23 protein-coding genes, 1 pseudogene and 1 riboswitch are annotated in these 24729 nt (G+C 66.1%); of the genes and pseudogenes, 4 read left to right on the top strand and 20 right to left on the bottom strand.

The annotated features are described in order from the left end of the window. Window positions 1-223: 223 nt before the first annotated feature. From LOKO_RS15580 to dgoD, 3 genes are read right to left on the bottom strand one after another with little or no spacing between them, the layout of a single operon-like run. Window positions 224-829 carry a 2-dehydro-3-deoxy-6-phosphogalactonate aldolase gene (locus tag LOKO_RS15580; RefSeq protein ID WP_066451430.1) on the bottom strand — a complete coding sequence of 202 codons (606 nt, stop codon included), beginning with the start codon at window positions 827-829 and terminating at the stop codon, window positions 224-226. Then, window positions 826-1788, bottom strand: a complete 963-nt coding sequence (locus LOKO_RS15575; protein WP_066451429.1) for a 2-dehydro-3-deoxygalactonokinase — start codon at window positions 1786-1788, stop codon at window positions 826-828. Before LOKO_RS15575 ends, LOKO_RS15580 begins: the two co-directional genes overlap by 4 nt. Before the next feature lie 10 nt (window positions 1789-1798). Continuing rightward, window positions 1799-2947: a galactonate dehydratase gene (dgoD, locus tag LOKO_RS15570; protein WP_066451427.1), complete on the bottom strand. Its 1149-nt coding sequence runs from the start codon at window positions 2945-2947 to the stop codon at window positions 1799-1801. 163 nt (window positions 2948-3110) lie between these two features. Here dgoD and LOKO_RS15565 point away from each other — a divergent pair, with 163 nt between their 5' ends. Next, a complete protein-coding gene (locus LOKO_RS15565) occupies window positions 3111-3881 on the top strand; it encodes an aldolase/citrate lyase family protein (protein ID WP_066451424.1) in 771 nt (256 codons plus the stop codon). A 52-nt stretch (window positions 3882-3933) separates the two neighbouring features. Here the strand turns inward: LOKO_RS15565 and LOKO_RS15560 are convergent, their stop codons facing one another. Both LOKO_RS15560 and LOKO_RS15555 read right to left on the bottom strand, forming a co-directional pair. After that, complete coding sequence (locus tag LOKO_RS15560; protein WP_066451422.1) at window positions 3934-5367, bottom strand: FAD-binding oxidoreductase; 1434 nt, start codon at window positions 5365-5367, stop codon at window positions 3934-3936. 1 nt (window position 5368) lies between these two features. Continuing rightward, window positions 5369-6670 carry an L-fuconate dehydratase gene (locus tag LOKO_RS15555; RefSeq protein ID WP_066451419.1) on the bottom strand — a complete coding sequence of 434 codons (1302 nt, stop codon included), beginning with the start codon at window positions 6668-6670 and terminating at the stop codon, window positions 5369-5371. 242 nt (window positions 6671-6912) lie between these two features. On the opposite strand from LOKO_RS15555, the gene LOKO_RS15550 reads away from it, so the two are divergent. Both LOKO_RS15550 and nanR read left to right on the top strand, forming a co-directional pair. After that, complete coding sequence (locus LOKO_RS15550; RefSeq protein ID WP_235588885.1) at window positions 6913-7785, top strand: Ldh family oxidoreductase; 873 nt, start codon at window positions 6913-6915, stop codon at window positions 7783-7785. Window positions 7786-7850: 65 nt separating this feature from the next. Next, the gene (nanR, locus tag LOKO_RS15545) at window positions 7851-8573 is read left to right on the top strand and encodes a transcriptional regulator NanR (protein WP_066451417.1); all 723 of its coding nucleotides are present in this window, start codon (window positions 7851-7853) and stop codon (window positions 8571-8573) included. Window positions 8574-8654: 81 nt separating this feature from the next. Here nanR and LOKO_RS15540 read toward each other — a convergent pair whose 3' ends face one another. From LOKO_RS15540 to LOKO_RS15495, 10 genes and pseudogenes are all read right to left on the bottom strand, one after another. Continuing rightward, the gene (locus LOKO_RS15540; protein WP_417935373.1) at window positions 8655-9731 is read right to left on the bottom strand and encodes a hypothetical protein; all 1077 of its coding nucleotides are present in this window, start codon (window positions 9729-9731) and stop codon (window positions 8655-8657) included. Window positions 9732-9828: 97 nt separating this feature from the next. After that, window positions 9829-11136 (bottom strand): annotated as a pseudogene (locus LOKO_RS15535) (TonB-dependent receptor domain-containing protein); the annotation flags it as partial. Between the two features lie 206 nt (window positions 11137-11342). After that, window positions 11343-11585: riboswitch (cobalamin riboswitch) on the bottom strand. Next, window positions 11585-12079, bottom strand: a complete 495-nt coding sequence (locus LOKO_RS15530) for a bifunctional adenosylcobinamide kinase/adenosylcobinamide-phosphate guanylyltransferase (protein ID WP_066451415.1) — start codon at window positions 12077-12079, stop codon at window positions 11585-11587. Its footprint overlaps the riboswitch before it by 1 nt. After that, entirely contained in the window at window positions 12031-12672 is a 642-nt protein-coding gene (locus LOKO_RS15525; RefSeq protein ID WP_066451412.1) for a histidine phosphatase family protein, read from the bottom strand. Before LOKO_RS15525 ends, LOKO_RS15530 begins: the two co-directional genes overlap by 49 nt. A gap of 19 nt (window positions 12673-12691) precedes the next feature. Next, window positions 12692-13468 (bottom strand): adenosylcobinamide-GDP ribazoletransferase, encoded by a 777-nt coding sequence (cobS, locus tag LOKO_RS15520; RefSeq protein ID WP_066451408.1) that lies wholly within the window; start codon window positions 13466-13468, stop codon window positions 12692-12694. Continuing rightward, entirely contained in the window at window positions 13465-14010 is a 546-nt protein-coding gene (locus tag LOKO_RS15515) for a bifunctional adenosylcobinamide kinase/adenosylcobinamide-phosphate guanylyltransferase (RefSeq protein WP_066451405.1), read from the bottom strand. Before LOKO_RS15515 ends, cobS begins: the two co-directional genes overlap by 4 nt. Then, complete coding sequence (gene cobD, locus LOKO_RS15510; protein WP_066451401.1) at window positions 14007-15098, bottom strand: threonine-phosphate decarboxylase CobD; 1092 nt, start codon at window positions 15096-15098, stop codon at window positions 14007-14009. The genes LOKO_RS15515 and cobD overlap by 4 nt, the downstream gene beginning before the upstream one ends. Then, window positions 15095-16075 carry an adenosylcobinamide-phosphate synthase CbiB gene (gene cbiB, locus LOKO_RS15505; RefSeq protein ID WP_066451398.1) on the bottom strand — a complete coding sequence of 327 codons (981 nt, stop codon included), beginning with the start codon at window positions 16073-16075 and terminating at the stop codon, window positions 15095-15097. Before cbiB ends, cobD begins: the two co-directional genes overlap by 4 nt. After that, window positions 16072-17148: a nicotinate-nucleotide--dimethylbenzimidazole phosphoribosyltransferase gene (cobT, locus tag LOKO_RS15500; RefSeq protein ID WP_066451395.1), complete on the bottom strand. Its 1077-nt coding sequence runs from the start codon at window positions 17146-17148 to the stop codon at window positions 16072-16074. The genes cbiB and cobT overlap by 4 nt, the downstream gene beginning before the upstream one ends. Before the next feature lie 83 nt (window positions 17149-17231). Then, the gene (locus LOKO_RS15495; protein ID WP_083517620.1) at window positions 17232-19514 is read right to left on the bottom strand and encodes a heavy metal translocating P-type ATPase; all 2283 of its coding nucleotides are present in this window, start codon (window positions 19512-19514) and stop codon (window positions 17232-17234) included. A 98-nt stretch (window positions 19515-19612) separates the two neighbouring features. Between LOKO_RS15495 and LOKO_RS15490 the strand changes: the two genes are divergently transcribed. Continuing rightward, a complete protein-coding gene (locus tag LOKO_RS15490; protein ID WP_066451386.1) occupies window positions 19613-20695 on the top strand; it encodes a PA0069 family radical SAM protein in 1083 nt (360 codons plus the stop codon). A 2-nt stretch (window positions 20696-20697) separates the two neighbouring features. On the opposite strand, the gene LOKO_RS15485 is transcribed toward LOKO_RS15490, so the two are convergent. The 5 genes from LOKO_RS15485 to LOKO_RS15465 all read right to left on the bottom strand — a co-directional run bounded on the left by LOKO_RS15485 (window position 20698) and on the right by LOKO_RS15465 (window position 24720). Next, complete coding sequence (locus tag LOKO_RS15485) at window positions 20698-21408, bottom strand: glutathione S-transferase family protein (RefSeq protein ID WP_066451384.1); 711 nt, start codon at window positions 21406-21408, stop codon at window positions 20698-20700. Window positions 21409-21477: 69 nt separating this feature from the next. After that, the gene (locus LOKO_RS15480; RefSeq protein WP_066451381.1) at window positions 21478-22341 is read right to left on the bottom strand and encodes a DUF2797 domain-containing protein; all 864 of its coding nucleotides are present in this window, start codon (window positions 22339-22341) and stop codon (window positions 21478-21480) included. Continuing rightward, window positions 22325-22609, bottom strand: coding sequence for a YeaC family protein (locus tag LOKO_RS15475; protein ID WP_066451378.1), 285 nt, complete (start codon window positions 22607-22609; stop codon window positions 22325-22327). Before LOKO_RS15475 ends, LOKO_RS15480 begins: the two co-directional genes overlap by 17 nt. Window positions 22610-22624: 15 nt before the next feature. Further along, complete coding sequence (locus tag LOKO_RS15470) at window positions 22625-23470, bottom strand: rhomboid family intramembrane serine protease (RefSeq protein WP_066451374.1); 846 nt, start codon at window positions 23468-23470, stop codon at window positions 22625-22627. Window positions 23471-23733: 263 nt separating this feature from the next. Continuing rightward, window positions 23734-24720: a metallophosphoesterase gene (locus tag LOKO_RS15465; protein ID WP_066452399.1), complete on the bottom strand. Its 987-nt coding sequence runs from the start codon at window positions 24718-24720 to the stop codon at window positions 23734-23736. Between the last annotated feature and the right edge of the window lie 9 nt (window positions 24721-24729).

Genomic DNA, 24729 nt, shown 5'->3' with positions numbered 1-24729 from the left:
ACCCCGTCATGGGCTCGCCGGGGGCCTTTAAAGCACAAAGAAATTAAACAAACGTTTGAAGTGTGGCCGTTGTCGCGCTATGCTTAGCTTGCTGTTTGAGTCATACGAGTGGGTATGTGGGCGCGCATCTTCGGAGCGCGCCTTTTTTTTGTTCGCTCTTCGGTCAAGTCGATCAGTGCCAGCACTTACACGCCCCTGCCATCCTATAACCATTCGGTTGACTTCACTCGCCAGCGACCTGCCAGGCGGCTACCAGCTCGCGAGCCTGCTGCTCTACCTGCTCGGGGGACTGGCCAGGCTTGTAGAGGGCGCTACCCAGTCCTGCACCGTCGATGCCGGCGGCACGCCAAGCGGAGAAGGTCTCGATACCGATGCCGCCCACCGCATAGAGCTGGCAGCCCGCAGGCAGCACGGCGCGCAGTGCCTGCATCCCGGCGATGCCCACCTGGACGGCGGGGAATAGCTTGAGCCCGGTGGCACCGGCCTCCAGGGCGTCGAAGGCCTCGGAGGGAGTAACGATCCCTGGCCAGCTCTGCAAGCCGAGGCGGCGGGTTTCCTCTATCACTGCCGGGTGACAGTTGGGCGAGACCACCAGCTGCCCGCCGGCAGCATGAACGTCGTGCACCTGCGCTGTCGTCAGCACGGTGCCGGCGCCCACAAGAGCACGGTCGCCCAGTGCTTCGGCCAGGCGGCGGATGCTTTCCAGGGGCTCGGGGGAGTTGAGTGGTACCTCGAGGATGGTGATGCCGGCGGCGGCTACCGCCTCGCCCATCGGCACCGACTCATTGGGGGTGACGCCACGCAGAATGCCGATCAGGGGCAAGGTCATGGGGATTTTCCAGAGTTTGTAAGCGCCCGATATGCCAGTTCGAGGCCGGCCAGTACTGCAGTCTCGCCGTCAAGGCGCCGGCTTTCGTGTCCGAGAGCCTCGAGTGCCATGGCGTAGCGTGCGCTGAGCGCGGCGTTACCGATCAGGGTAATGGGGCCATCCAGCTTGTCCAGCCCGGCCAGTTCCAGGCCGATGGTCAGCCCCGACAGGCGCGCGGCCAGCCGTGCTCCGCGAGCCTGTCCGGTGGGCAAGTCAGCGTCCAGCAGGTCGGCGGCTCGAAGGCCGAAAAGCCATGTCGGGAAGCGGCCGGGAACTGACAGGATCTCGTGGATGGCGGTGCAGAAGGCCTCACGGCAGGCGGGATCGGCCAGGTCGTCTTCGCCGATGGATTGTCTCAACACGGATTCACGAGCCAGCAGTCTGTAGAGCTCTCCGGTCATGCAGGTGGTGAAGTGTGTCACTGCGCCATTCTCGAGCCGTGCCCACTTGGCGTGGGTGCCCGGCAGGCAGGCCAGGCCTGAGAAGAGGGGCTCGCGGGCAACCAGCCCTGCCAGCTGGGTCTCTTCGCCGCGCATGACGTCGAAGTTGCCAGGTGCGGTTTGGCAGAGCCCCGGCAGCAGCCGTACTCTCAGGCGCGGGTCGCTGAGCGGCGGAGACACGGCACCCTGCACCAGGTCCTCCAGTCGGGTCGGCACTGCCAGGTAGGCGGCCTCTCGCCAGCCCTGGCGGGCACCCGCCATACCGCAGATCACGACGTCAACGAGGCCGGTGCCTGACAGCCAGTCTCCGATCACCTCCAGCAGTGCATGCTCGTATTCGCCAGGCGATAGCGAGAGCATTCCGCGCTCGCTGCTGCCACGGACCAGCACCTCGCCCTGGTTGTCCAGAGCCCAGGCGCGCAGGTTGCTGGAGCCCCAGTCCACTGCGATCCAACTGGGCCTCCTAGTGTGTGTTGGCATGTTGCCTCTCTTACCATTCAGCGATGGAGCCGTCTGCATGGGTCCACACCGGATTGCGCCAGCGATGACCGACCCTGGCGCGCTCCTCGACGAAGGCCTCGTCGATCTCCACACCGAGCCCGGGACCCGAAGGAATGGCACAGAAGCCGTCCTCAATGGCCAGCACCGACTTGTCGACCAGGTAGTCGAGAACGTCGTTGTCGCGATTGTAGTGAATGCCCATGCTCTGCTCTTGAATGAAGGCGTTGTGGCACACCGCATCCAGCTGCAGCGAGGCGGCCAGTGTCAGCGGGCCCAGCGGGCAGTGGGGTGCCAGTGCCACGTCATGGGCCGATGCCAGGGTGGCGATCTTCAATCCCTCGCTGATGCCACCACAGTGGGAGAGGTCGGGCTGAACGATATCGATCATGCCGTCGGCCAGCAGATCGCGGAACTCGAAGCGGGTGTGCAGTCGCTCGCCGGTGGCCAGGGGGTAGCCGAGCCCACCGGCGATCTGCTTGAGGCAGGGCAGGGGCTCGGGGGCCACCGGCTCCTCGACGAACATCGGGTGGAAGGGCTCCAGCTCGCGCAGCAGGGCCTTGGCCATGGGGCGATGCACCCGGCCATGGAAGTCGATGGCGATGCCCACATCCGGACCCACCGCCTCGCGTGCCTCGGCCACCCGGGCAACGGCCCCGTCAATCCTGTGGTGGCTGTCGACGATCTGCATCTCGGCGGTACCGTTCATCTTGAAGGCAGTAAAACCCTGCTCCACCAGCGCCCTGGCGCCGGCGCCGACGTCATCGGGGCGGTCGCCGCCGGTCCAGGCGTACATGCGCATCCGGTCGCGCACCGCGCCGCCCAGCAGTTGGTGGACCGGCACGCCGAGGTCGCGACCCTTGAGGTCCCACAGCGCCTGGTCGATGCCGGCGATGGCGCTCATCAGGATGGGGCCGCCGCGGTAGAAGCCGCCGCGGTACAACAGGTTCCACAGGTGCTCGATGCGGTGAGGATCCTGGCCGACCAGATAGTCGGCCAACTCGTGGACGGCGGCTTCCACGGTGGCGGCACGGCCCTCGATGACCGGCTCGCCCCAGCCGTAGCAGCCCTCGTCGGTCTCGATCTTTAGGAACAGCCAGCGCGGCGGCACCTGCCAGGTCCTGAGTCGGGTGATCTTCATCGTATGCCTCGCGTAGAACAGGCGTCACTGATGGGTGGCTGTCCGAGTGTTGGCTGTTGTATGTCAGTCCATTTCTAGAGCATGTATGCTTGTATGACAAGTTGCGTCAGTGAAAAACCCAAGGCTCGGATCTTGTCGACTTGCCCTATACAGGAGGGTCTCCATGCACTTGGCACGAAACGATTTCAAGCGGCGACTGCTGGGCGGTGAGCCCTTGGCCGGTATCTGGCTGGGGCTGGCGAACCCCTATGTGGCAGAGCTTGCGGCCACTGCCGGCTTCGACTGGCTGCTGGTGGATGGCGAGCACGCTCCCAATGACCTCGCCAGCCTGCTCGGCCAGTTGCAGGCCATCGCGCCCTATGCCAGTGCACCCGTGGTGCGCCCACCCGAGGGCAGCGCGGCGCTGCTCAAGCAGTACCTCGATGTCGGGGTGCAGAACCTGCTGATTCCGATGGTGGAAACGGCTGATCAGGCCGCCGAGCTGGTGGCCGCTACCCGCTACCCACCGCAGGGTGTCCGTGGCATGGGCAGTGCGCTGGCCCGTGCCTCGCGCTGGGGCCAGATTGAAGATTACCTGGAGCGTGCCGATGACGAGATCTGCCTGATCCTTCAACTGGAGAGCCCCCGAGCGCTCGCCAATCTGGAGGCCATTGCCGCCGTGGACGGGGTCGACGGCCTGTTCGTGGGGCCGGCGGACCTCTCCGCAGCCATGGGCTATCGCGGTGATCCGGGGCATCCGGAGGTTCGCACGGTCATCGACGATGCCATCGTGCGTATTCGTGCCGCCGGCAAGGTGGCGGGAATCATCTCCCTGTGCGAGGAGGAGGCCCGCGGCTACCAGGCGGCAGGGTGCGGCTTTGTCGGGGTGGGGGTCGACGCCCTGCTGCTGGCCCAGGCGCTACGTGACCTGGCCGGGCGATTCCGCCCGGCCTGATGCTTTGGGCTGCTGCTGGGCCGTAGGCCGGGACAGGCGTCGAGGTGGCGCTTCAGCGGTGCGCAGGCAGGATCCGGCCTGGATTCATCAGCCCCTCAGGGTCGAACAGCGCCTTGATGCCCTCCGCCAGTTCACGCTCAACCGGCGAGAGACGTGCTAGGTAGGCGGCCTGCTTGGTACGGCCGATGCCATGCTCGGCGCTGATACTGCCGCCGAAGTCGTCGAGAATCTCGAACAGCCGCACCTCCAGCGCGTGGAGGTGCGGCTTTTTCTCCTCCTCAGGCATGTCGGTCGGCGGCAGGATGTTGAAGTGCAGGTTGCCGTCGCCCACATGGCCGTAGGCGATGATCTCGCAGTCGGGTGAGCGCTCGAGTATCGCCTGGCTGGCCTGTATCACGAAGGCGGAAATCGCCGAGATGGGTACCGAGATGTCGGTGCGCAGGTGTTCGCCACGTCGCCGCTGCCCTTCCAGCATGCTCTCGCGGAACTGCCAAAGGCGTGCGGCCTGGGCCTCGCTTCCGGCCAGGGCACCGTCCAGCACCAGCCCGGTTTCCATCCCTCGTTCCAGCAGCTGTTCGAGCATGACGTCCAGGTCCAGGGCACCGCTGGCGCTCACTTCCATCAGTACGTACCAGGGGTAGGAGGTGCCCAGAGGGTCGCTCAGCTCGGGGCTAGCCTCCATTGCCAGCTCCAGGCAGCGTCGCGGCATCAGCTCGAAGGCGCTGAGCAGGTCGCTGCACTCGCGGCGTGCCCGGCCGTAGAGGTCGACCACTGCGCCCACCGAGGGCAGTCCGAGTAGCGCCGTGCGGCTCTGTGTGGCGCGGGGCGAGAGCTTGAGCACGGCACCGGTGACGATGCCCAGCGTGCCCTCGCTGCCGAGGAACAGCTGGGACAGGGCGTAGCCGCGGTTGTCCTTGTGCAGGGCGGTCAGGCCGTTCCAGATGCGTCCGTCGGGCAGCACCACCTCCAGGCCCAGCACTAGCTGGCGCATCATGCCGTGGCGCAATACGTTGAGGCCGCCAGCGTTGGTGGCGACGTTGCCGCCAATCTGACAGCTGCCCTGGGCGCCCAGCGAGAGGGAGAAGTCGCAGTCTTGCTCGGCAGCGAGCTGCTTGACGTGTTCCAGGATGCAGCCGGCGTCCACCGTCATGGTGAAATTCACCGCATCGATCTCGCGGATTCGATCCAGGCGTTCCAGGCTGATCACCAGCTCGCCGCCGTCAGCCGCGGGCATGGCGCCGGCCACCAGGCCGCTGTGCCCCCCCTGGGGTGTCATGGCCACGCCGTGGGCATGACAGAGTCGCACTGTCTCGGCCACCTCCTGGGTGGTGGCTGGCCGAGCCACCGCCAGGGGCAGGCCAAGACGGTCACCCGCCCAGTCGCTCAGATAACGGGCCATGGCCTCGGGGTCGCGGAGCAGGCCGCGGGCCCCCAGGCGCTGGTGCAGGGCGTCGAGCAAGTCGCCGTGCGAGGTTGAACGGGACATGTCAGGCCTCCTCCTGCCAGGCGGCGCCATCCGGGTAGCGGTGCCGGACCAGGGACTCGGGGTGCATGGTGATGCTGTAGCCCGGCGCTTCGGGCACCCGGTAGCGACCGCGCTCGATCACCACAGGATCGAGAAAATGATCGTGCAGGTGGTCGACGTATTCCAGCACTCGTCCCTGGAGGCTGCCGGAGACAGCGATGTAGTCGAACAGCGAGATGTGCTGGGTGTACTCGCAAAGCCCCACGCCGCCGCCATGGGGACAGACCGGCACACCGAACTTGGCGGCCATCAGTACCACCAGGATCACCTCGTTGAGGCCGCCCAGGCGAGCGGCATCCAGCTGGCAATAGTCCAGCGCCTCGGCCTGGAAGAACTGCTTGAACATCACCTTGTTGTGGCAGTGCTCGCCGGTGGCCACGCCGATGGGCGATACGCGCTGACGAATCTCGGCATGGCCGAGGATGTCGTCGGGGCTGGTGGGTTCCTCGATCCAGAGGGGATGGAATTCGGCCAGGCGGCGCATCTTGGCTACCGTCTCGTCGACCTCCCACACTTGATTGGCATCCATCATCAATACGTTGTTCCAGCCGATCTCCTCACGCAGCAGCGCGGCCCGGCGAGCATCCTCCTCGATGTTGCCACCGATCTTCTGCTTGAAGTGGGTCCAGCCCTCGGCCAGGGATTCGCGAGCCAGCCGCCGCACCTTGTCATCGTCGTAGCCGAGCCAACCCGCCGAGGTGGTGTAGCCGGGATAGCCCTCGCGACGCATCTCCGCCTCCCGGGCGCCCTTGCCGGCAGCCTGGCGGCGGAGCAGGGCAATGGCCTCCTCGGGCGTCAGCGCATCGGTCACGAACCGGAAGTCGAGGCAGCGCACCAGGGCCTCCGGGGTCATGTCGGTCAGCAGCTTCCAGACCGGCTTGCCCTCGCACTTGGCCCACAGGTCCCACACTCCGTTGACCAGTGCGGCCGTCGCCAGGTGAATGGCACCCTTGTCGGGCCCAATCCACCGCAGCTGGCTGTCACCGGTGATCTCGCGCCAGAAAGCACCCATGTTCTCGGTGATGGAGGCCAGCGAGCGTCCTTCCACCAGTGGTGCCAGCGAGCGAACGGCGGTGACCACGATCTCATTGCCGCGGCCGATGGTGAAAGTGAGCCCGTGCCCCTCAGGGCCATCGTCATCGGTATGCAGGATCACGTAGGTGGCGGAGTAGTCAGGCGCGGCGTTCATGGCGTCAGAGCCGTCCAGCGAGAGCGAGGTGGGGAAGCGAATGTCCTGAATCTCGACGCGGGTGATGGTGGGCATGGGGGTCTCCTGTGGTGGCCCAGGCCGATGTCATCCGGCCTGGGCCCGCCGGCTTGCGGGATGGAAAGCTGGCGTCTGGTCAGCCTTGGGCTAACATGCTATTGATGTCGTCTTGTATGACAGGTATGCCATGAGCACTATAGCAACGAGTCGCGATCCTTCGATAGTCAGTCTGGCCGTCGCGTCTGCGGCTCACTGACAACACGGGATGGCCCGCATCGGGAGAGACGCATGTTCGACGAGTGGAGAGGCAAGCGGGTGCTGGTAACCGGCGCCTGCCGGCCACGGGCTTCCTGGACGCCGGTGATGGCGTTGGCCACCTGGCCGGTTACACGGCCATGGAGCATGCGGTAGCCATGGCCGGAGAGGTCGGCATGGGCGCGGTGGCGTTGGGGCGCTCTTCCCACTTCGGGGCCGCCGGCTGCTATGCACTGGCCGCCGCCGAGCGTGGCATGATCGGCCTGGCGTTTTGCAATTCGGACCCTTTCGTCCTGCTTCACAATAGCTTGGCACCCTTCCATGGCACGAATCCTATCGCCTTCGCGGCGCCGGTAACGGGACAGTCGCCCTTCCTGCTGGACATGGCCACCAGTTCGGTCCCCTGGAACCGTGTCCAGCAGTACGGTGCCATTGGACGCGAATTGCCGGACCAGGTTGCCGCCGATGGCGAGGGGCGTGTCACCCGGATACCGGCCGAGGTCGCTGCATTGCTGCCGCTGGGTGGCAGCGACTTCGGCTTCAAGGGAGCAGGACTCGGCGGCATGGTCGAGGTCCTGAGTTCGACGCTGTCCGGCATGCTCAATGGCTTCCGCCTGTTGCCCATGGGAGGGGCGGACATGTCGACCCCCCGCGGTGTCGGACACTTCTTCCTGGCGTTGAATCCGGCGGCCTTCGTCGACGAGGTGACCTTCGCGTCTTGCCTGGCCGACTACCTGGCCGATCTGCGCGCCCAGCCGGCCTCGGATGGTGGCGAGGTGCTGGCGCCGGGGGATCGCGAGTGGCGCTGCCTGGCACGGCGAGATGCCGAGGGAATCCCCCTGGATAGCGCCAACCAGGTGGCCTATGCGACGTTGGCCGAGTCATTGAGTGTCCAGCCACTGCGTCCGCTGGCCTGAGCGTGGAGGGGCCAGATTGCGGTAACATGGCTACCCAATACCGGGTCAACCAGGAGAAATAGCCCATGTCCCGATACCGGATCGAGCGAAAGACGCTCTCCGAGCAGGTCGCCGAGCAGCTCGAGGCGGACATCCTCGAGGGCCGGCTTGGCGAGAACGATCAGTTGCCCTCAGAGCGTGAACTGATGGAGCAGTTCGGCGTGGGACGCCCGGCGGTGCGAGAGGCGCTGTTCTACCTGCAGCAGCTCGGTCTGATCGCCATCAATAGCGGAACTCGGGCAAGGGTCATCCGGCCCACCGCCGAGGCGGTGATGGCACGGCTCTCCGGGGTGACCCGCCAGCTGCTTTCCAAACCCGACGGTCAGCAGTATTTCCAGGAGGCCAGGGCGCTGTTCGAGATTTCGCTGGCACGCTATGCTGCCCGCCACGCCGACGACGAGGACTTGGCTCGCCTGCGTGCGGCGTTGCAGGAGAACCGCGATGCCTTGGGTGATGAGGCGCGTTTCAAGCGCTCCGACAACGACTTCCATGGCGTGCTGGCCAGCATCGGGCAGAATCCCATCTTCGATGCCATTCACGTCGCGCTTTCCGAGTGGCTCGACGACCGCAGGGCCCAGGTATTGCAGCAGAAGGATGAGGACAAGGCGGCGCTGGCGGCCCATGTCGAGATCGTCGCGGCCATCGAATCCCGTGACCCGGACGCCGCCGAGGCGGCCATGCGCCGGCACCTCGATCGTCACTACGGCACCTATATGAAGCTCAAGAAGCGTCTCGCTACCGATGAGTGATCGGTGCCTCAGCATCGAGTACCGCCACCATGGAGAAGGCCCGCAGCCTGAGCAGCGGGCCTTCTCCATGGTGGCGCCTCACTAGAGAGACACGCCACGCTTCCAGGGAATGAAATCGTACTGGGCCAGCTCCACCGCACGCGGCCGGTAACGCCCCGATGCGGTGTCAATGCACAGCGTCAGCAACTGCTCCGCCAGATCGGCAATGCTCCTTTCCCCTCGGATGATGGGGCCGGCATCGAAGTCGATCACGTCGCTCATACGTGAGGCCAGCTCGCTGTTGCTCGAGATCTTGAGTACCGGGGTGATGGGATTGCCCGTGGGTGTACCGAGTCCAGTGGTAAAAAGGATGAGGTTGGCGCCGGAGCCAGCCAGTGCCGTGGTGGATTCCACGTCGTTACCCGGGGAGCAGAGCAGGTTGAGCCCGGTCCTGGTGAGGGGCTCGGTGTAGTCGAGGACGTCCTCCACCGGGCTGTCACCACCCTTCTTCGCCGCGCCGGCGGACTTCATGGCGTCGGTGATCAGGCCGTCACGGATGTTGCCGGGGGAGGGGTTCATGGAGAAGTCCGCGCCGACCCGGGCGGCATGACGCTGGTACGCGTCCATCAGCTCGCTGAAGCGCCGGGCGACGGCGTCGTCGCGGCAGCGGGCGATCAGCTCGTGCTCCACGCCACACAGCTCGGGGAACTCGCTGAGAATGCCGCTCCCGCCCAGCGCCACCAGGCGGTCCACCACAGCGCCCACCAGAGGATTGGCGGAGAGGCCGGAGAAACCGTCCGAGCCGCCGCACTCCACGCCCAGGGTTAGCGCCGAGAGCGGCGCCGGGGTGCGCTCGACCCGGTTCGCCTCGGCAAGGCCAGCGAAGATGGTCGTCAGTGCCTCACGGATCAGCGCCGACTCGCTGAGGCTTGCCTGCTGCTCCAGGTAGTGTACCGGGCGCAGCCCGCCGGGATCGCGATCTGCCACGGCGGACTTGAGCAGGATCTGCGCATCGACCTGTGCCCAATCCACCTCAATGGTGTCCCGTAGCATGTCTTCTACCATCACGGCACCCGTCAGGAGTCCGGACAATACGCCAAGCACGCAGAGCTGGGGCAGGGCGTCCNAGCCGGCCTCCCGCCTGCCGCGCCTGCTGCCCCGGAATGTGCCGCTGCACATCCTGCTGCCGTCGCTGGTCGTTGCTGCTGCCATGCTGGTGCCGCTGCTCTATCTGGGCCTGCGGGCCTTCGAAGCTGACAGCGCCACGCTTGTCGATCTGGTCTTGCGTCCCAAGCTCCAGCGTCTCGGAGGTTTCCGCTTCCAGGTCAGGATTGCCAAAGCCCGGAAAGTAAAGATCGTTGAAGGTCGGTGCCTTGAAGGCCGTGCCATAGCTGGCGCGCAGCGTATGGTAGCCATCTAGATCGTAGCCCAGCGCCAGGCTGCCGGTCACCTCTTCACCGTAGGCCTCGTTATCGTCGAAGCGCAGGCTGGCCTGCACCGCGAAGGGCGTAAAGTCCAGCAATCCCTGTGCGAAGACCGCGGTATTGTCGCGGCTTGTCTCAGCGTAGTCGGTGCTGCTTGTGATGCGGTCTTCGCTGAACTCGGCACCGGTGATCAGCTCATGCAATCCAAAGCCCAAGGTATTATCCCAACGCACTGCGCGTGCCTGGCTATCAAAAGTGGAAGCGCCAAAGGCCTGCACGCTGTCACTTTCATCTCTTGACTCGCTGATTGTAAGCCGGCTAGTCCAACGCTCGGTAGCCTGCAGCTCGCCGTAAATACCGGCCACCTGCTGGACGAAGTCCGTCTCGCCACCGTCGAACTCGTTGCTGCCGCGGGCGCGCAACGCCAGCACGCCCACCTCGGCGCCACTATCGAAGGTGTGTGAGACACGTGCCAGTGCCGAGGTGTTGTCGTAGCCCTTGTCCTCTCCACCACGGCGCACCGGCGTGCCGTCGGTACTGAAATGGCTGCCAGCGAAACTGTAGCGGGTGCCGCCGCTGCTGCCGGAGAGACCTGCGCTGTAACGCTGGCTGTTGAAGGAGCCACCACCAACGGAGACACGCGGATGCGGGCCGCCCTCTTCGGCCTCATGGGTGAAAAGCTGCACCACCCCGCCCACGGCGTCGGCACCGTACAAACTGCCGCGAGGGCCGCGCACGATCTCGGCGCGATGGAACATGCGCGGGTCGAGGTAGTGCCAGGCAGCACCGCCGGTGGTCGCCGAGCGCAGGCGAATGCCGTCGATCAGCAGTACATTCTGGTCGTTACCGGTGCCGCGGAGATAGACGCTGCTGTTCTTGCCGTGACTGCCGTTCGAGGTAACATCCACCCCCGGCTGGCCGCGAAGCATATCGGTCATGCTGGTGGGGTCCTGACGGCGCAGGGTGGCCTCGTCGAGCAAGGTGACGGAGGAGAGCGTCTCGTCGGCGGTGCGCGGCGCCAGGGTGGCGGTGACTACCATCGGGTTGAGCGCGACGGTATCGTCGTGCTCGGCGGTGGTGGTCTGGGCCTGGACGGCCAGCGGAAGTGCAGCCAGGCTGAAGGCAGCCAGGCCAAGAGAGGCGTTGGTTCTGGTTTTCATGGTATTCCCTTGCTCGCCGTGCCTACCCGCACGGTCTTCTCTGTGAAGCCGGGGCGACGTGAAGGGACGAGGAGAGGGAAAACGTGAAAACCATGCCTGCCCTGCCCCTGGTCGCCCACCGCAACCCGGCATAAGGGAAACGCCGCAAGAATGACTGAACGGACGAAGCGCAGTGATACGCGTCATTCCGTTCATCGACAGATGTGCGTTTCCTGAACTCTCAGGCCGGTCTCCGGGCTTACGAGCGAAGCGGCATGTAGAACAGGCCAGCTTCAGGACCATCGCCTTCCCATGCCAGTGCACAGTGGCGTAGTGATGGACCCAGACTCGATCACCGTTGCGGGGGCAGCGTCGGATTGTTCTCCGTTCATCATGAAGAGCGGAGCGATCACCGACTTCCCGATTAACCTCAGATAACGTGATGAGGCACCTGAAAGGTGGACGTAAGCTAGCAATCGCTCCGAGGGGCGTCAATCTCAATCACCCGAGTATTGACCTGGCGCAGTGGTTGAACGAGCCCGTGGCGCACGTACCACACCCGTTCCGCCAGTGACGCTGCATCTTGGGCCAGCCAACCAGCAAGATCACGCAAGCGCCTATCCCGATGCCCCATCGGCACGATTCCACGCCCTATTTCGACAAGACCCAGTATCATGGGCAGTCCGAGATCCCGCTCGGCTTCAAGGATAACCGCCAAGGCTGCGGCTAGTTCATGCCGTAGTCGGTCATCATCGGGTTCCCGAACCAGGGCCGCCTCCAGCCAGGCGAGCCAGCCCGTCACGACCAGTACTCCTCCTGGCTCCAGCAACCCTCCCGGCTCGGGTGCCTCCCGCCAGTCGGATAGGCCCGCCTGTGGATCGAGGCGATACCAGGCAGCCGTAGGAAAATGACGGACTACGGCCGCACGCTTGCCGGCGCAGGCACCGCCGATGAAGAGCTGCATGACCAGCCTCCCTGCCGATGGGTAAAGATCAGCCGGCGCCCCTGGGCCTGGCTGACGCTGCCCTCCCAGAAATCGATGGCCTCGAAGCGCCGGCGCAGTTCGCGAATCACCCCGCCATGGGTCACGGTCAGTATCCGGCGGTGCCCTTCGATCTCGGCGGCCTGGAACAGCTCCGTCAGCCAGGCGCCAAGCCGCTGACGCAGCTGTGCCGTGGATTCTCCGCCGGGCGGGGGCTGCTCACCGCGGCTGTCGATCCACTCCCGATAGAGCGGCTGATCCTTGAGGTCCGCATAGCGCATGCCTTCATAGTCACCGAAGTCGAGCTCACGCAGTCGGGCGTCGAAGCGGGGTTCGCAGGACGCCTCACCGGCACTCCACACATGTGCCAGGGTCTGTCGGCACCGGGTAAGATCACTGCAGTACACCGCTTCGAAACGCTCACCGGCCAGCTGGTCCCGAAGCCGATCCATGGCATCGAGGGCATCGGGCAGCAGCAGCGGGATATCGCGCTGCCCCTGGTAACGCTGCTCGCGGTTCCAGTCGGTGAGCCCATGCCGAACGATCACCAGTTCCAGCGTTGTCGGTTCCATCATCCTTCCTCCTTTCGAGCAGTCAGCCCGACACCCACCAGACCCAGACAATCAGCAGCAGCCATAGCTCCGCTGCCTCGATGGCGGCCCCGACGATATCGCCATTGATCCCGCCGAAGGCGCGGCTCATGAGCAGGCCATAGCCCAGCAGGAAAAGCAGCAGGCAACCCAGCAGCAGCGCAGCCAGCCCACTCGCCAGGAAAAGCCCCCCCGGCAGCAGCCAGAACACCGCCGCCAGGGGCACCAGCGAGAACGCAAGATCGCGGCGTTGCAGGTGCTGTCGCCAAGCCCAGGCCAGGCCCTCGCGCCGTGCACAGGGTGCAAGCAACAGCAACGCGACACCACCCAGGCGACCCAGGGCTGGCACCACCACCAGCACGACCAGACTCACTCCCGCCTCCAGCAAGGTCCAGAGCAGCGTCACCTTCCAGGCCAGCAGGAAGACCAGCGCCAGGATGCCGAAGCTGCCCACCTGGGGGTCCTTCATGATCTCCCAGCGCCGCTCCAGCGGCGCATTGCTGCCCAGGGCGTCGGCAACGTCCATCAGGCCATCCAGGTGCAGCCCACCGGAGAGCGCCACCCACAGACTAAGCAGCAGCAGCGCCAGCATTGGCGTGGGTAGAACACTCTGCAGCAGCGCCCCGATGCTGGCAAGGATCGCCCCGAGCAGCAATCCGACAAGCGGGTAGCAGCGCAGCGCCCAGCGGCTGGTGGCAGGCGTCCAGGGGCATGCAACCGGCACCGGCAGCCGGGTCAGGAACTGGATCGCCAGCAGCAGGCCATAGCCGGCTTCTCTCATGGTGCGGGCTCCTCATCGGTTTTCCATTCGATGGCCATGCCCGCCACCACCTCGACCACGCGATCCGCCTCCATGGCCAGCTGACGGTGCAGCCGCTGCAAGAAGGCCAGATAGCGCCAGGTCTCGGCATCCCTGGGCGGCAGGTCCTCGTTGAGGTCGTTGGATACCACCACCAGGGCGATCTGTCTTTTCCCGGCGTCGAGTAGCAGCTCCGCCAGCTCTGCGCATCCCTCTTCTTCGTCGAAGCCGGCTTCATAGAGCGCTCGGCTGGCCCAGAGCGTCAGGCAGTCGAGCAGCACGGTGGCCCCGGCCGGCACCTCCGCGAGTGCCTTGCCGAGCGCCAGCGGAACCTCCCGGGTGGTCCAGCCGCTGGCTCGTTCGCGTCGATGACGCTCGATACGAGCCGCCATCTCGCTGTCCGAAGCCGTGGCGGTGGCCAGGTAGAAACGTGGCCCACCACGCCGCTGCTGCCAGGCGAGGGTCAGCCGCTCGGCCACTGCGCTCTTGCCCGATCGGGCCCCGCCGCTGACGAAGGCGGTCATCGCGCCGCCTCCGCCGTCAGCGCCGCAAGCAGTCGATCGTTGTCGGCGCGTCCGCGCAGCGCCAACCGAACCCAGCCTCCGTCGAGGCCGGGGAAATTATGCGTATGGCGGGCCAGGATGCCGGCCTGCAACAGTCGCCGAAGCAATGCATCGCCTGTTGGCGAGCCACTGCCCTGGCGCACCAGAAAGAAATTGACCCGGCTCGGCACCACCTCGAGGCCCAGCGACAGCAGGCCCGACTGAAGGCGCGGACGCTCCTCACGCAGCCAGGCATGGGTGCAATCGAGGAAGTCGCTATCCGCCAACAGGGGCGCCACCAGGGCAGCGGAAAGGTGATTGACGCTCCAGGGGGGCTGGCCAGCCTGGAGCCGACGGATCGTCTGCGCGCCTGCCAATAGATAGCCCAGCCGCAGTCCCGGCAGGGTATACAGCTTGGTCAGGGAGCGCAGCAGGATAAGGTTGTCGAAACGTGCCAGCAGCGGAGTCAGCGCTTCCCCTGGCTCATCGACGAAATCGATGAAGGCCTCGTCCACCACCACCGTGACGCCCTGCTGCCGCGCCGAATCGAGCAGCCTCTCCATGGTATGCCATGGCAGCAGGGTGCCGGTGGGGTTGTTGGGTCGGCAGAGAAACAGCACGTCGGCCTGGCGGAGCGGGGAGGCGAGCCTGTCCGGGTCCAGGTCGAAGGCCGGCGCCGCCAGGGGAAGCGAGGTGATCTGGAGACCATGTGCCGCGCAGGCCCGGGCATACTCCGAGAAGCTTGGCTCGACGATGACCGCCTGGCCACGGGCATGCAGCCCGGCGGCCAGAAAGATCGCCTCGGCACCGCCGTTGGTCAGCAGTACCTGATTCGGGTCAACGCCTTCGTGACGGGCGATCGCCTCGCGGGGCTCTGTGTAGCTCGGGTCGGGATAGCGGGCTAGTCCCACCATCGCACCGGCAATGGCATCGCCCAGCCAGTCGGGCGGCCCCAGCGGATTGAGATTGGTACTGAAGTCCACCAGGGGCTGGATCGCCGGCAGGCCGAAGCGTTCCAGCAGGGCTGACGCCTGTCCGCCGTGACTCGGCCAGGCACTGTGTGACGTCATGCCAGCCCCTCCTTTACCACTATCATGAGCGCCATCAGCAGAACGAAGAGCAGCCAGGTTCCATGCAGGTGGCGGATCGACAGCGCGATATGACGAACCTCCAGCGCCGCGAGCGGCCGCCCCAGCGTGGCACGATGGGAAGCGACCCCGGCATAGTGGTTGGTGCCGCCCACCTGAACGCCCATCAGGTTGGCCATCATCGCCTCCGGCCAGCCGCTGTTGGGACTGGCATGGCGTGGAGCCTCGCGCCAGGTGGACGCCAGGGCACCGCGGGTACCTGTGCCGGGAATCGTGAAGGCCGCCAGCCACATCGCCAGCGCGGTGAGCCGTGCCGGCACCCAGTTGGCCGTATCGTCGAGCCGGGCCGATGCCCAGCCGAAGTCACTGTAGCGCTCGTTGCGATAGCCGACCATGGAGTCCAGGGTATTGACCGCCTTGTAGGCCAGGGCCAGGGGAGCCCCGCCGAGCAGGGCCCAGAACAGCGGCGCGGTGACACCGTCGACGCTGTTCTCGGCCACCGTCTCCACTGCCCCCCGTGTGATCTCGCTCTCGTCGAGCGTTGCCGTATCGCGCCCAACGATCATCCGCAGGGCACGGCGCGCCCCCACCAGGTCACCGGCGACCAGGGGCCGAGCCACGTCCCGTGCGGCATCCTGCAGTCCCTTGATGGCCAGCGTGGAGGCCAGCAGGCCGATCTCCGCGGCCAGCGCCAGCAGGGGGTGAAACCATGCCAGCCCCGTCAGCAGCCCCCAGGCCAGGAGATAGACGCCCATGACCACGAGAAGGGTCATGATGGCTCCCTTGCATTGGCGCGCCCGTGGCGAACCGCGGTTCCAGGCTCGCTCCAGCCGGGCGATCACCCGCCCCATGCCCACCACCGGGTGGGGCAGACAGCGTGGATCGCCAATCATCAGATCGAGCAGGATCGCCATCGCCACCAGGGCAAGCAGGGCCAGAGAGAACGGCTCTGCCGTCATGCGCCTTCGCTGCCCGCAACCCCGGCAGAGGCGAAGGTGGCCATATCAGCCAGCATGCGGGTCGCCGCTTCCAACAGCGGAAACGCCAGCGCCGCCCCGGTGCCCTCTCCCAGGCGCAGCCCGAGTTCCAGCAGCGGGTCACCGCCCAGCGCCGTCAGGGCATGCACGTGGCCCGGCTCCCGGGAACGGTGGCCAAAGACAAGGTAGTCGCGCACCTTCGGGTCGATGCGACAGGCCAGCAACGCCGCCACGGTGGCAATGAAGCCATCCACCAGCAGTGGGACACGTCGAGACGCCCCGCCCAGGTAGGCGCCGGCCATGGCGGCGATCTCGAGCCCTCCCAGCTTGGACAGGATATCCAGCGGATCCTGAGGGTCCGGCGCCCGGGCCTCGATGGCACGCTCGATGACGGCTTGCTTGTGGGCCAGCCGGCTCTCGGGAATGCCGGTGCCCTGCCCGGTCAGGTCGGCTACCGGCTCACCGGTCAGCACCGCCAGCATGGCGCTGCTTGCGGTGGTGTTGGCAATGCCCATCTCCCCCACGATCAGGCAGCGACACCCGGCGGCCACGGCCCGTTCGGCGGCCCGAATGCCCACCTCGATCGCCTGCACCGCCTCGCTTCTCTGCATGGCGTCCTGCTCGGCAAAATTGGCGGTGCCCCTGCGCACCTTGTCGTGCACCAACCCACTCTCGCCGCCCCGCGCGGCGCTGTCCCGGGAGAGTTCGCTGGCCACACCCACGTCAATGACCTCGAGCCGCGCACCGATCTGGCGGGCGAAGACATTGATGGCTGCCCCGCCGGCAACGAAATTTCCCACCATCTGGGCGGTCACCGCCTGGGGAAACGCCGAGACGCCCTCGGCGGCGACACCATGGTCGGCGGCGAATACCAGCACGCCGGGCGGGGTGATACGGGGCAGCTCCTCGCCCGTGATGGTGGCGAGGGTGATTGCCAGCGATTCCAGCCGGCCGAGACTGCCCGGCGGCTTGGTCAACTGATCGAGGTGATCGGCGACGCGGCCAGCGATGTCCCTGTCGGTGGACTGGAGGCGGGCAAGGGGATCGGCGAGCATCGTGGCATCCTGCGTGGGGGGGGGGAAAGGAACATGGCAAGGGGCACCATATTAGCAAGGGCAGGGCATGGTGCGCATGCCGCTCAGGAGACCCGCTTGGTCTCTATCGCGAACTCGCCGCCCCCTGGCCTTAACGGTTCCCCTGCCTCGCCAGGCTCGGCTGCCGGCCCCGCGCTGTCATGCCATGCCAGCCGAGCGGAGTTGCCCATGACGCTCAGCGAACTCACCACCATGGCCAGCACGGCGATCAGGGGAGGAATCGCCATGCTCGCCGCCAGCCCCAACGCCAGGGCATTGTAGAGCCCCGAGAGCACCAGGTTCTGGCGCATCACCCGCCGGGTCCGACGGGCCAACCACCATGCCGAGGCCACTCCCTCGATGCCCGGGCGCATCAACACCACGCCGGCCCCTTCCCGGGCGGCCGAACTCGCACCCAGGGGTGCAATGCCTACCGTTGCGGTCGCCAGGCCCAGCACGTCATTGATGCCGTCCCCCACGTAGAGCGAGGGCTGGGGCAGTGCACCGACGAGCCTTGCCTTGGCTTCGGGGCTCCGCTCCGGGTAGCACTCCTCGGCCGACAGGCCCAAGGTCCTGCCAAGGCTTTCGACGGCACCTCGCCGATCGCCGCTGATCAGAGCCAGGGCCAGGCCGGCTTCACGCAGCCCTGCCAGCGTCTCGCCGGTGCCGGGTAACGGCTGCTCCCCCAGGGCAAAACTCCCCAGCCAGCGGCCATCGCAGGCCAGCAGTATCTCGCTGCTCGACGCCTCGCCGTATTCAGGCGCACGAATGCCCTGCTCCGCCAGCCACGAACGACTGCCCAGCAGCAGCTCACGGCCATCATCGAGTCGAACCCGTCGCCCACGTCCGGCCAGCTCCTCCGCCCGGGTGACGCCCTCCGCCTCCGCCTTTGTCACGGTCACGCCTTCATCACGCAGATGACGTCGCAACGCCCTTGCCAGCGGATGCTGGCTATCCCGGGCCGCCTTGGCCGCGAGCGACAGCAGCGTCGCCCGTACGACATCGGGTGCCACGTTGACGCCGAGCACCCTCGGCTCCCCGGGCGTCAGGGTACCGGTCTTGTCGAACGCCGCGGCCCGGATGCCCGCCAGGCTCTCGAAGGTGCTCGGGTCGCGAAACACCACGCCCCGGGCGAGTGCCTGACCACTGCCCGCCAGCCCGGCCAGGGGCACCGCCAGGCCCACGGCGCAGGGGCAGGCCACGACCAGTACCGACAGCGCCCGCACCAGGGCTTCCTCCCCCGGCACGCCCGCCAGCAGCGCCATGCCCCAGGTGAACAGGGCCAGCGCCACGGCCAGCGGACTCAGCCAGGCGGCGAAGCGGTCGGCCAGGCGCTGTAGCTCCCCCTTGCGCGCCTGCTGCCACCACATCTGCTCACGCAGCTTGTCCAGTCGGCACTCACCGGCGACGGCCGTCACTTCCAGTATCAATGGCCCACCCAGGTTGCGACAGCCAGCTGCCACGGCGTCACCCGGCAGGCAACGACGTGGCGCACTCTCCCCGGTCAGCGGCGCAAGGTCGAGCAACGCCTCCCCCTCCCTGAGCACCCCATCCAGGGGAAGCACCTCGCCTTGATCCACACAGAGACAATCCCCCGGCGCTACGACCTCCACCGGGCAGCTCCGCCAGCGGCCCCGGTCCCGTCGTCGCACGTCAGCCGGTGGCGTATGCAGGGCATGCAGTGCACGCAGGCCGCGATGACGACAGAGGGTCTCGACCAGCCGACCCGCCAGCAGCAGCAGGATCAGCATGACCGCCGTGTCGAAGTAGACCTCTGCCGAGCCTTGATAGAGCAACCACAGCGAAACCCCTACGGCCCCCAGGGTGCCCAGCGAGACCAGCGCGTCCATGCCGGGGCGCCTGGCGCGCAGGGTTCGCCAGGCGGCACGATAGAACGGCAGCCCGGCATAGGCCACCACCGGCAGGGCAAAGGCCCCCGACACCCAGGCCAGTACCTGCTCCAGTCCGGCATCGGGCAACGCCCCCGCATAGATCAGCAGCGATGCGATCATCGTCCACATGCCGAAGGAGGCGGCGATCAGCAGCCGCAAGATGAGGTAGCGGCTCTCTTTCTCGAGGCGTGCCTCGGCATCGCCGGCCGCCTCCGGTGGTCCCAACCGATAGCCGATGCGGCGTACCGCGCTGGCCAGGACGCTCTCGTCGAGAGCCTCGGCATGGCCGCACACCAGCAGGGTCGCGCTGGGATAATGCAGGCTGGCGGACGTCACGCCGGGCAGCCGTTCCAACTGCGCCTCCACCGCAAGGGCACAGCTGGTGCACCAGAGCCCCTGCACTGAAAAGAGTGCTTCGGCGAGGTCCCGGGATTCACTGTGGGTAGATGACGTCATGCCAACAAGCGTAATGGGCTGCCGTCATTTATCCAGCATTGGCACTTCATAGGCTGGCCTCTATACTGTACATAAATACAGTTAACGGAGTCGTGACCATGCCGCCATCCGACCAGCAGCCGCCACGCAAGGGGCGCGGTGCCACCTTCAATCCGGATAACCGCTTCGCCCCCACTCACAGCGAAACCGAGGACGATGGCTGGTGGCAGGACGCGACGCCTCAGCGCCTCGCCACACTGGTACGCGACGAAACCGCCCGCAGCGCCCTGTCATGGAACCGCTCCCCGGACCTGCCCTTCGACCGCTCGCTAAACCCCTACCGGGGCTGCGAGCATGGCTGCATCTACTGCTATGCCCGGCCCAGTCACGCCTACTGGGACCTCTCGCCCGGGCTCGACTTCGAAACCCGACTGATCGCCCGCAGCGGCCTGGTGGAGCGCCTGCGGGAGGAGCTATGCCAGCCGAGCTATGTCTGTCGGCCGATCAGCCTCTCCGGCAATACCGACTGCTACCAGCCACTCGAGGCCGAGCGCGGCACCACTCGCCGGCTGCTCGAATTCCTGCTCGAGTGCCGCCATCCGGTTTCGATCATTACCAAGAGCGCCCTGATCCTGCGCGATCTCGACCTGCTGACCGCGCTGGCCGGCCACAACCTGGTTCGCGTCATGATCAGCCTGACAAGCCTGGACCGTGACCTCAAACGCACCCTGGAGCCGCGAGCCGCCTCCCCCACCGCCCGGCTGCGAACCATCGAGGGACTCGCCCAGGCCGGCGTACCGGTCGGCACCCTGATCGCCCCGGTGATTCCCGGGCTCACCGACCATGAAATGGAGCGACTGCTGGAGGCGGCCCGAAAGGCCGGCGCCGACTGCGCCGGATGGACCCTGCTGCGACTTCCCCACGAGGTTGCACCGCTGTTCGAGGAGTGGCTGCATGCCCACTACCCCGAGCGGGCCGGCAAGGTGATGAGCCTGATGCGCCAGTGTCGCGGCGGCATGACCTATGACGCCCGCTACGGCAAGCGCATGCGTGGCCAAGGGGTGTTTGCCGACCTGCTGGCCCAGCGCTTCGGTCATGCCTGCCGGCGACTGGGATTCAATGAACCGGCCGCACGCTCGGCGCAGCGGCTGGATGTCACGGCCTTCCGGCCGCCCCGCGACCAGGGCGACCTGTTCGAATAAAGTCAGTCGGCCTGTGGCGGCGATTCTTCCGTCACCTCGCGCCGATCCTCAAGCACGGTGCCGCTCCTGTGCAGCTCGGCTTCATGGTCCGCTTCGCGCCAGGGCTCGGCCAGTGCCTCGGTGTACCATTGCCGCATGGCCGGCAGTGCCAGCAGGCGCTCGGCATAGGCCAGTGATGGCTCGCTCAGCTCCAGGCCGAAGGTCTGCACGCGAAATGCCACCGGGGCGAAGAAGGCATCCACCGCCGTGAAAGCCTTCCCCGCCAGGAAGGGCCCGCCAAAGCGCTCGAGCCCCTGATGCCAGAGCTCATCGAGCCGGGCCAGGTCGCGCGCCAGCTTCGGCGACACCTCATGCAGCCGCATCCGCACCCCGCAGTTCATGGCGCACTGCCCACGCAGCGCGGAGAAGCCGGCGTGCATTTCGCTACTGGCGCAGCGGGCCCAGGCCCGGGCATCGTCGTCGGCAGGCCATACGCCGGCATGCCGCTCCGCCAGGTACTCGATGATGGCCAGCGAGTCCCAGATCGGGCGGGCGCCATCTTCCAGGCAGGGCACCAGGCCCGAGGGCGAGAAACTGCGAAACGTGGCCCAGCTGGTGCCGGGGTCGAAGGGGGTCAGGCACTCCTCGAAGGGGATCTCGAGCTGGCGCATCAGCACCCAGGGGCGCAGCGACCACGAAGAGTAGTTCTTGTTGGCGATATGCAGGCGATACATGGTCCTTCCCTGAGCTATCGGTGTCGGAAGCACAAGCATAGCCTCTTGCCGCAACACTGCGACACCGTTTCAGGCCACCGCCACCTCGTAGCCGGTGAACTTGCGCAGGTTGATCACGCCACTGTCGAGGATCAGGTACTGCCCCTTCAGGCCCAGCAGGGTGCCGGCGACGACGGGGTTCTTGTCGAAGTTGTGGGAGACGATCTTGCGGGGAAATTCCAGGACCGGGTAATCGAATGCCATCGGCGAGGCCTCGAGCACCTGAATCGCCTCGGCCCCGAAGCGCTCGTGCAGGTTGGCGAGCCCCCCTTCCAGGCGCGCCAGCAGCCGATCTCGCTCGGCGCAAAGATCCAGCGGCTCGATCTCGCCCTTGAGCATGGCACGCCAGTTGGTGCGATCGGCCACCTCCTCCTTGAACAGCATCTCGACGAAGCCCGACTGCTGTCGCGTATCGACCTGCAATACCGGCAGGGCCTGGATCGCTCCCTGGTCCAGCCAGCGGGTCGGTACCTGGGTGCCGCGGGTGATGCCGACCTTGAGGCTGGAGGAGTTGGCCAGGTAGACCACATGGGGCTGGAAGCAGTGGCGCTCCCCCCACTCCGGCTCGCGGCAGGTGCCGGCGAAGAAATGACAGGTCTCCGGCTTCATGATGCAGGTATCGCACTGGGCCAGCTTCTTGAAGCAGGGATAGCAGTGACCCTGGGCAAAGCTCTTCTTCGTCGCACGACCGCAATGGGTGCAAGCGATGGCGCCCGTCCAGGTCAGCCGCAGCGGCTCGCCCAGGCGCGCATTAAGGTCGAGACGCTGCTCGCCGGCGCGCAGGGTATAGCGTACCGGTTCGCCCTGTTCACCGGGGACGATAGCCATCTTGCTCAGGCAGCCCTGACGCGTTGTCTCGGCCTCGATCAGGCGGGCCTCAGTCACGGGTGGCATCCCGGGCCAGTCCAGCCAGCTCCGGCGGCACATCGGCACCGGAGCTGGCGCTACCGCAGGTGCGCTGCTCCAGATAGCCGACCCGCTGCGCCTCGGGCACGTTGTTCTCCCCCTCGTAGCGCATCACCGCCTCGAGACAGAGTTCGGTCTGGTCAGGGGTCAACATCCGGCCATCCGGCCATTTGCGCAGGGCCACCGCCTGCTTGAGGCTATCGTAGATGGCCGGGGTCATCTGCTGGATCATGCGCTCGAAGGTCATGTCGCTCATTGCAAACTCTCTTGATCAAAGGCGGCGGGCACGCCCGGAATAATACCACCCCATGGCCAGCCCCACGACCAGGCCGCCAAGATGCGCCTCGTTGGCCACATTGCCGAAGCCCACGGCGGCGGCGGCATCGGTCATGGTGAAAACCATCCAGCCCAGCATGAAGACCACCAGCATCTGGGGCACGAAGAAGCCGCTCTGGGGCGCTCGCCGTGACATCAGCCAGACGTAACCCAACAGGGCGAAGTCGACCCCGGACATGCCGCCGAACAGCACCGTGCCGGTGGCGTACTGCGCCAGGTTGGCGCCGATGCCGGCCACCAGCAGGATCGTCAGCATGCGCCAGGAGCCCTGCAGGGCCTCGACCTGGCGTCCGAAATACCACAGCCACAGCATGTTGAAGATCAAGTGCATCCAGCCGAAATGCAGGAAGGCTGGAGAGAGCAGCCGCCATACCTGTCCCGAGGCCATGGCATCGCCCAGACTGCCGAACATGACGCTACCGTTGACAATGCCCACAGGCACGATGGTCAATGCAGCCACCACGATATCGCCCATCACCGCCATCAGCGCGAACACCAGCAGGGAAAGAGCCAATGCGGTAGCCGTGACCGGTGCCTGGCGGAATGGCACCGCCAGCGAATTGCCGCCCGACGCCTTCCGACGCCGCTCGGTGGTGAGCCGCTCGCCCCGCTGCCAGCGCGACAACAGCTGCATCATGGCGTCGTGCTGATCGGGGTTGGCCAGCCACAATACCTGCCCCTCCTCCTCTTCGGTGAAGCGGTGGCCGATCCGGTGGGCCCAAAGCGCTCGGCGCAGCTCTCCGATCTCGGCATCATGGGGAAACAGCATGATGCGGTACATGAACACTCCCTGAAGTCATTACGGGTTCAATTCTGCTTCGCAACGGCGAGCGCCACAATGGCTTGTGCTGGAAATGATGGTTTGTACGGAAGAATCGTGCCGACGCAAAGAAAAAATCCGGCGGAGGGGGCCGCCGGATAAGAGCAAGGGATCATTCAAGGGAACACTTACTCTGATGGACATAGCAGCGGGAAGTTCAGGGCCGAGAGAAAAAATGTTGTTATTCTTTGTAATGGTATTGCCAGCCTTCCGAACGGCACCGCTCAGTCGAAATCGATCTCCCATGGCCTGGGCCTTGCCGCCTCCTCCTGAGGCCCCCGAACCCAGACGAAATGGTTGGCGTCGAGCCGCGCCTCGCCGCTCCAGCGGTAGGCGACCAGCCGCCCGAACTTCACGGCACTGTAGTCAAGGCAGGCGATGTTGGCCGTCGGCAGGGCCGGAATTCCCTCGCACCAGTAGTGACCAATGAACAGCGGCCGCTCCTCCAGACCATAGTGACTGAGCAGGGCCTGGTCTTCTTTGGTCAGGGCGCGTGCCTCCAAATCCCCCGGCAGATTATCAGGCTGAAAGATGACGTCGCCCCAGGTTCGTGGCTCCCTTGCCCAGAAGTGAGCGCGAAAACTGCGCCGGGTAAAGCCATCCCCCGAATGAATTTCGACGCCTTGCGGCAGCGGCAGATGCGTCCCGCGGGTCAGCCTGTCCAGAATTCGGAACTCCCGGGTTCCCGGTATGACCGAGGCTTCAAGGAAGGCTTCGTCGATCTGTCCATGCGGGTGGCTCTGTCTCAGCGAATCGATCAGAGGCTGGTCCCAGCAGGCATGCACCACTCGCAGGCCGGGAAGCTCCAGGAACAACGGGATTTCCAGGAACCAGGCGAGCGCCTCCTCCCACTCGGCGGGGTGATCGCGGTACTGGTCCAGCGTCTCCTTGATGATGCGATTATGTCGCGGCGAATGCTCGCGCAGCCACTCCCGGCCCAGTCGGCGGGGAGCACGGTGGCAGTAGGCCAGGGCATTGTACTCGTGGTTGCCCATGACGATATGCGCCTCGCCCTCCTCCACCATGCGTCGGGCGATGCTCACCGCCAGGCGGATGCGGGGGCCTCGGTCGATCAGGTCACCCAGGAAGATCACTCGGCGTCGCGGGTGACGGTAGACGCCACCGCGCTGGTGATAGCCAAGCTTCTCCAGCAGGGCGCCCAGGGTGGCGCCGCAGCCATGCACGTCACCGATTAGATCGTAGCCTTCGATTGCTGCCTG

Origin of the sequence: Halomonas chromatireducens (genome assembly GCF_001545155.1) — a bacterium.
In the GTDB taxonomy this organism is placed as follows: domain Bacteria; phylum Pseudomonadota; class Gammaproteobacteria; order Pseudomonadales; family Halomonadaceae; genus Halomonas; species Halomonas chromatireducens.
Note: the sequence above shows the minus strand (reverse complement) of the source record. Positions and strands in the feature narration are given on the sequence as shown.

What these genes read in the sequence shown, in the direction of transcription:
- LOKO_RS15580 (WP_066451430.1), bottom strand. Translation starts at nt 829, where the DNA reads ATGACCTTGCCCCTGATCGGCATTCTGCGTGGCGTCACCCCCAATGAG.
- LOKO_RS15575 (WP_066451429.1), bottom strand. Translation starts at nt 1,788, where the DNA reads ATGCCAACACACACTAGGAGGCCCAGTTGGATCGCAGTGGACTGGGGC.
- dgoD (WP_066451427.1), bottom strand. Translation starts at nt 2,947, where the DNA reads ATGAAGATCACCCGACTCAGGACCTGGCAGGTGCCGCCGCGCTGGCTG.
- LOKO_RS15565 (WP_066451424.1), top strand. Translation starts at nt 3,111, where the DNA reads ATGCACTTGGCACGAAACGATTTCAAGCGGCGACTGCTGGGCGGTGAG.
- LOKO_RS15560 (WP_066451422.1), bottom strand. Translation starts at nt 5,367, where the DNA reads ATGTCCCGTTCAACCTCGCACGGCGACTTGCTCGACGCCCTGCACCAG.
- LOKO_RS15555 (WP_066451419.1), bottom strand. Translation starts at nt 6,670, where the DNA reads ATGCCCACCATCACCCGCGTCGAGATTCAGGACATTCGCTTCCCCACC.
- nanR (WP_066451417.1), top strand. Translation starts at nt 7,851, where the DNA reads ATGTCCCGATACCGGATCGAGCGAAAGACGCTCTCCGAGCAGGTCGCC.
- LOKO_RS15530 (WP_066451415.1), bottom strand. Translation starts at nt 12,079, where the DNA reads ATGCAGCTCTTCATCGGCGGTGCCTGCGCCGGCAAGCGTGCGGCCGTA.
- LOKO_RS15525 (WP_066451412.1), bottom strand. Translation starts at nt 12,672, where the DNA reads ATGATGGAACCGACAACGCTGGAACTGGTGATCGTTCGGCATGGGCTC.
- cobS (WP_066451408.1), bottom strand. Translation starts at nt 13,468, where the DNA reads ATGAGAGAAGCCGGCTATGGCCTGCTGCTGGCGATCCAGTTCCTGACC.
- LOKO_RS15515 (WP_066451405.1), bottom strand. Translation starts at nt 14,010, where the DNA reads ATGACCGCCTTCGTCAGCGGCGGGGCCCGATCGGGCAAGAGCGCAGTG.
- cobD (WP_066451401.1), bottom strand. Translation starts at nt 15,098, where the DNA reads ATGACGTCACACAGTGCCTGGCCGAGTCACGGCGGACAGGCGTCAGCC.
- cbiB (WP_066451398.1), bottom strand. Translation starts at nt 16,075, where the DNA reads ATGACGGCAGAGCCGTTCTCTCTGGCCCTGCTTGCCCTGGTGGCGATG.
- cobT (WP_066451395.1), bottom strand. Translation starts at nt 17,148, where the DNA reads ATGCTCGCCGATCCCCTTGCCCGCCTCCAGTCCACCGACAGGGACATC.
- LOKO_RS15495 (WP_083517620.1), bottom strand. Translation starts at nt 19,514, where the DNA reads ATGACGTCATCTACCCACAGTGAATCCCGGGACCTCGCCGAAGCACTC.
- LOKO_RS15490 (WP_066451386.1), top strand. Translation starts at nt 19,613, where the DNA reads ATGCCGCCATCCGACCAGCAGCCGCCACGCAAGGGGCGCGGTGCCACC.
- LOKO_RS15485 (WP_066451384.1), bottom strand. Translation starts at nt 21,408, where the DNA reads ATGTATCGCCTGCATATCGCCAACAAGAACTACTCTTCGTGGTCGCTG.
- LOKO_RS15480 (WP_066451381.1), bottom strand. Translation starts at nt 22,341, where the DNA reads ATGCCACCCGTGACTGAGGCCCGCCTGATCGAGGCCGAGACAACGCGT.
- LOKO_RS15475 (WP_066451378.1), bottom strand. Translation starts at nt 22,609, where the DNA reads ATGAGCGACATGACCTTCGAGCGCATGATCCAGCAGATGACCCCGGCC.
- LOKO_RS15470 (WP_066451374.1), bottom strand. Translation starts at nt 23,470, where the DNA reads ATGTACCGCATCATGCTGTTTCCCCATGATGCCGAGATCGGAGAGCTG.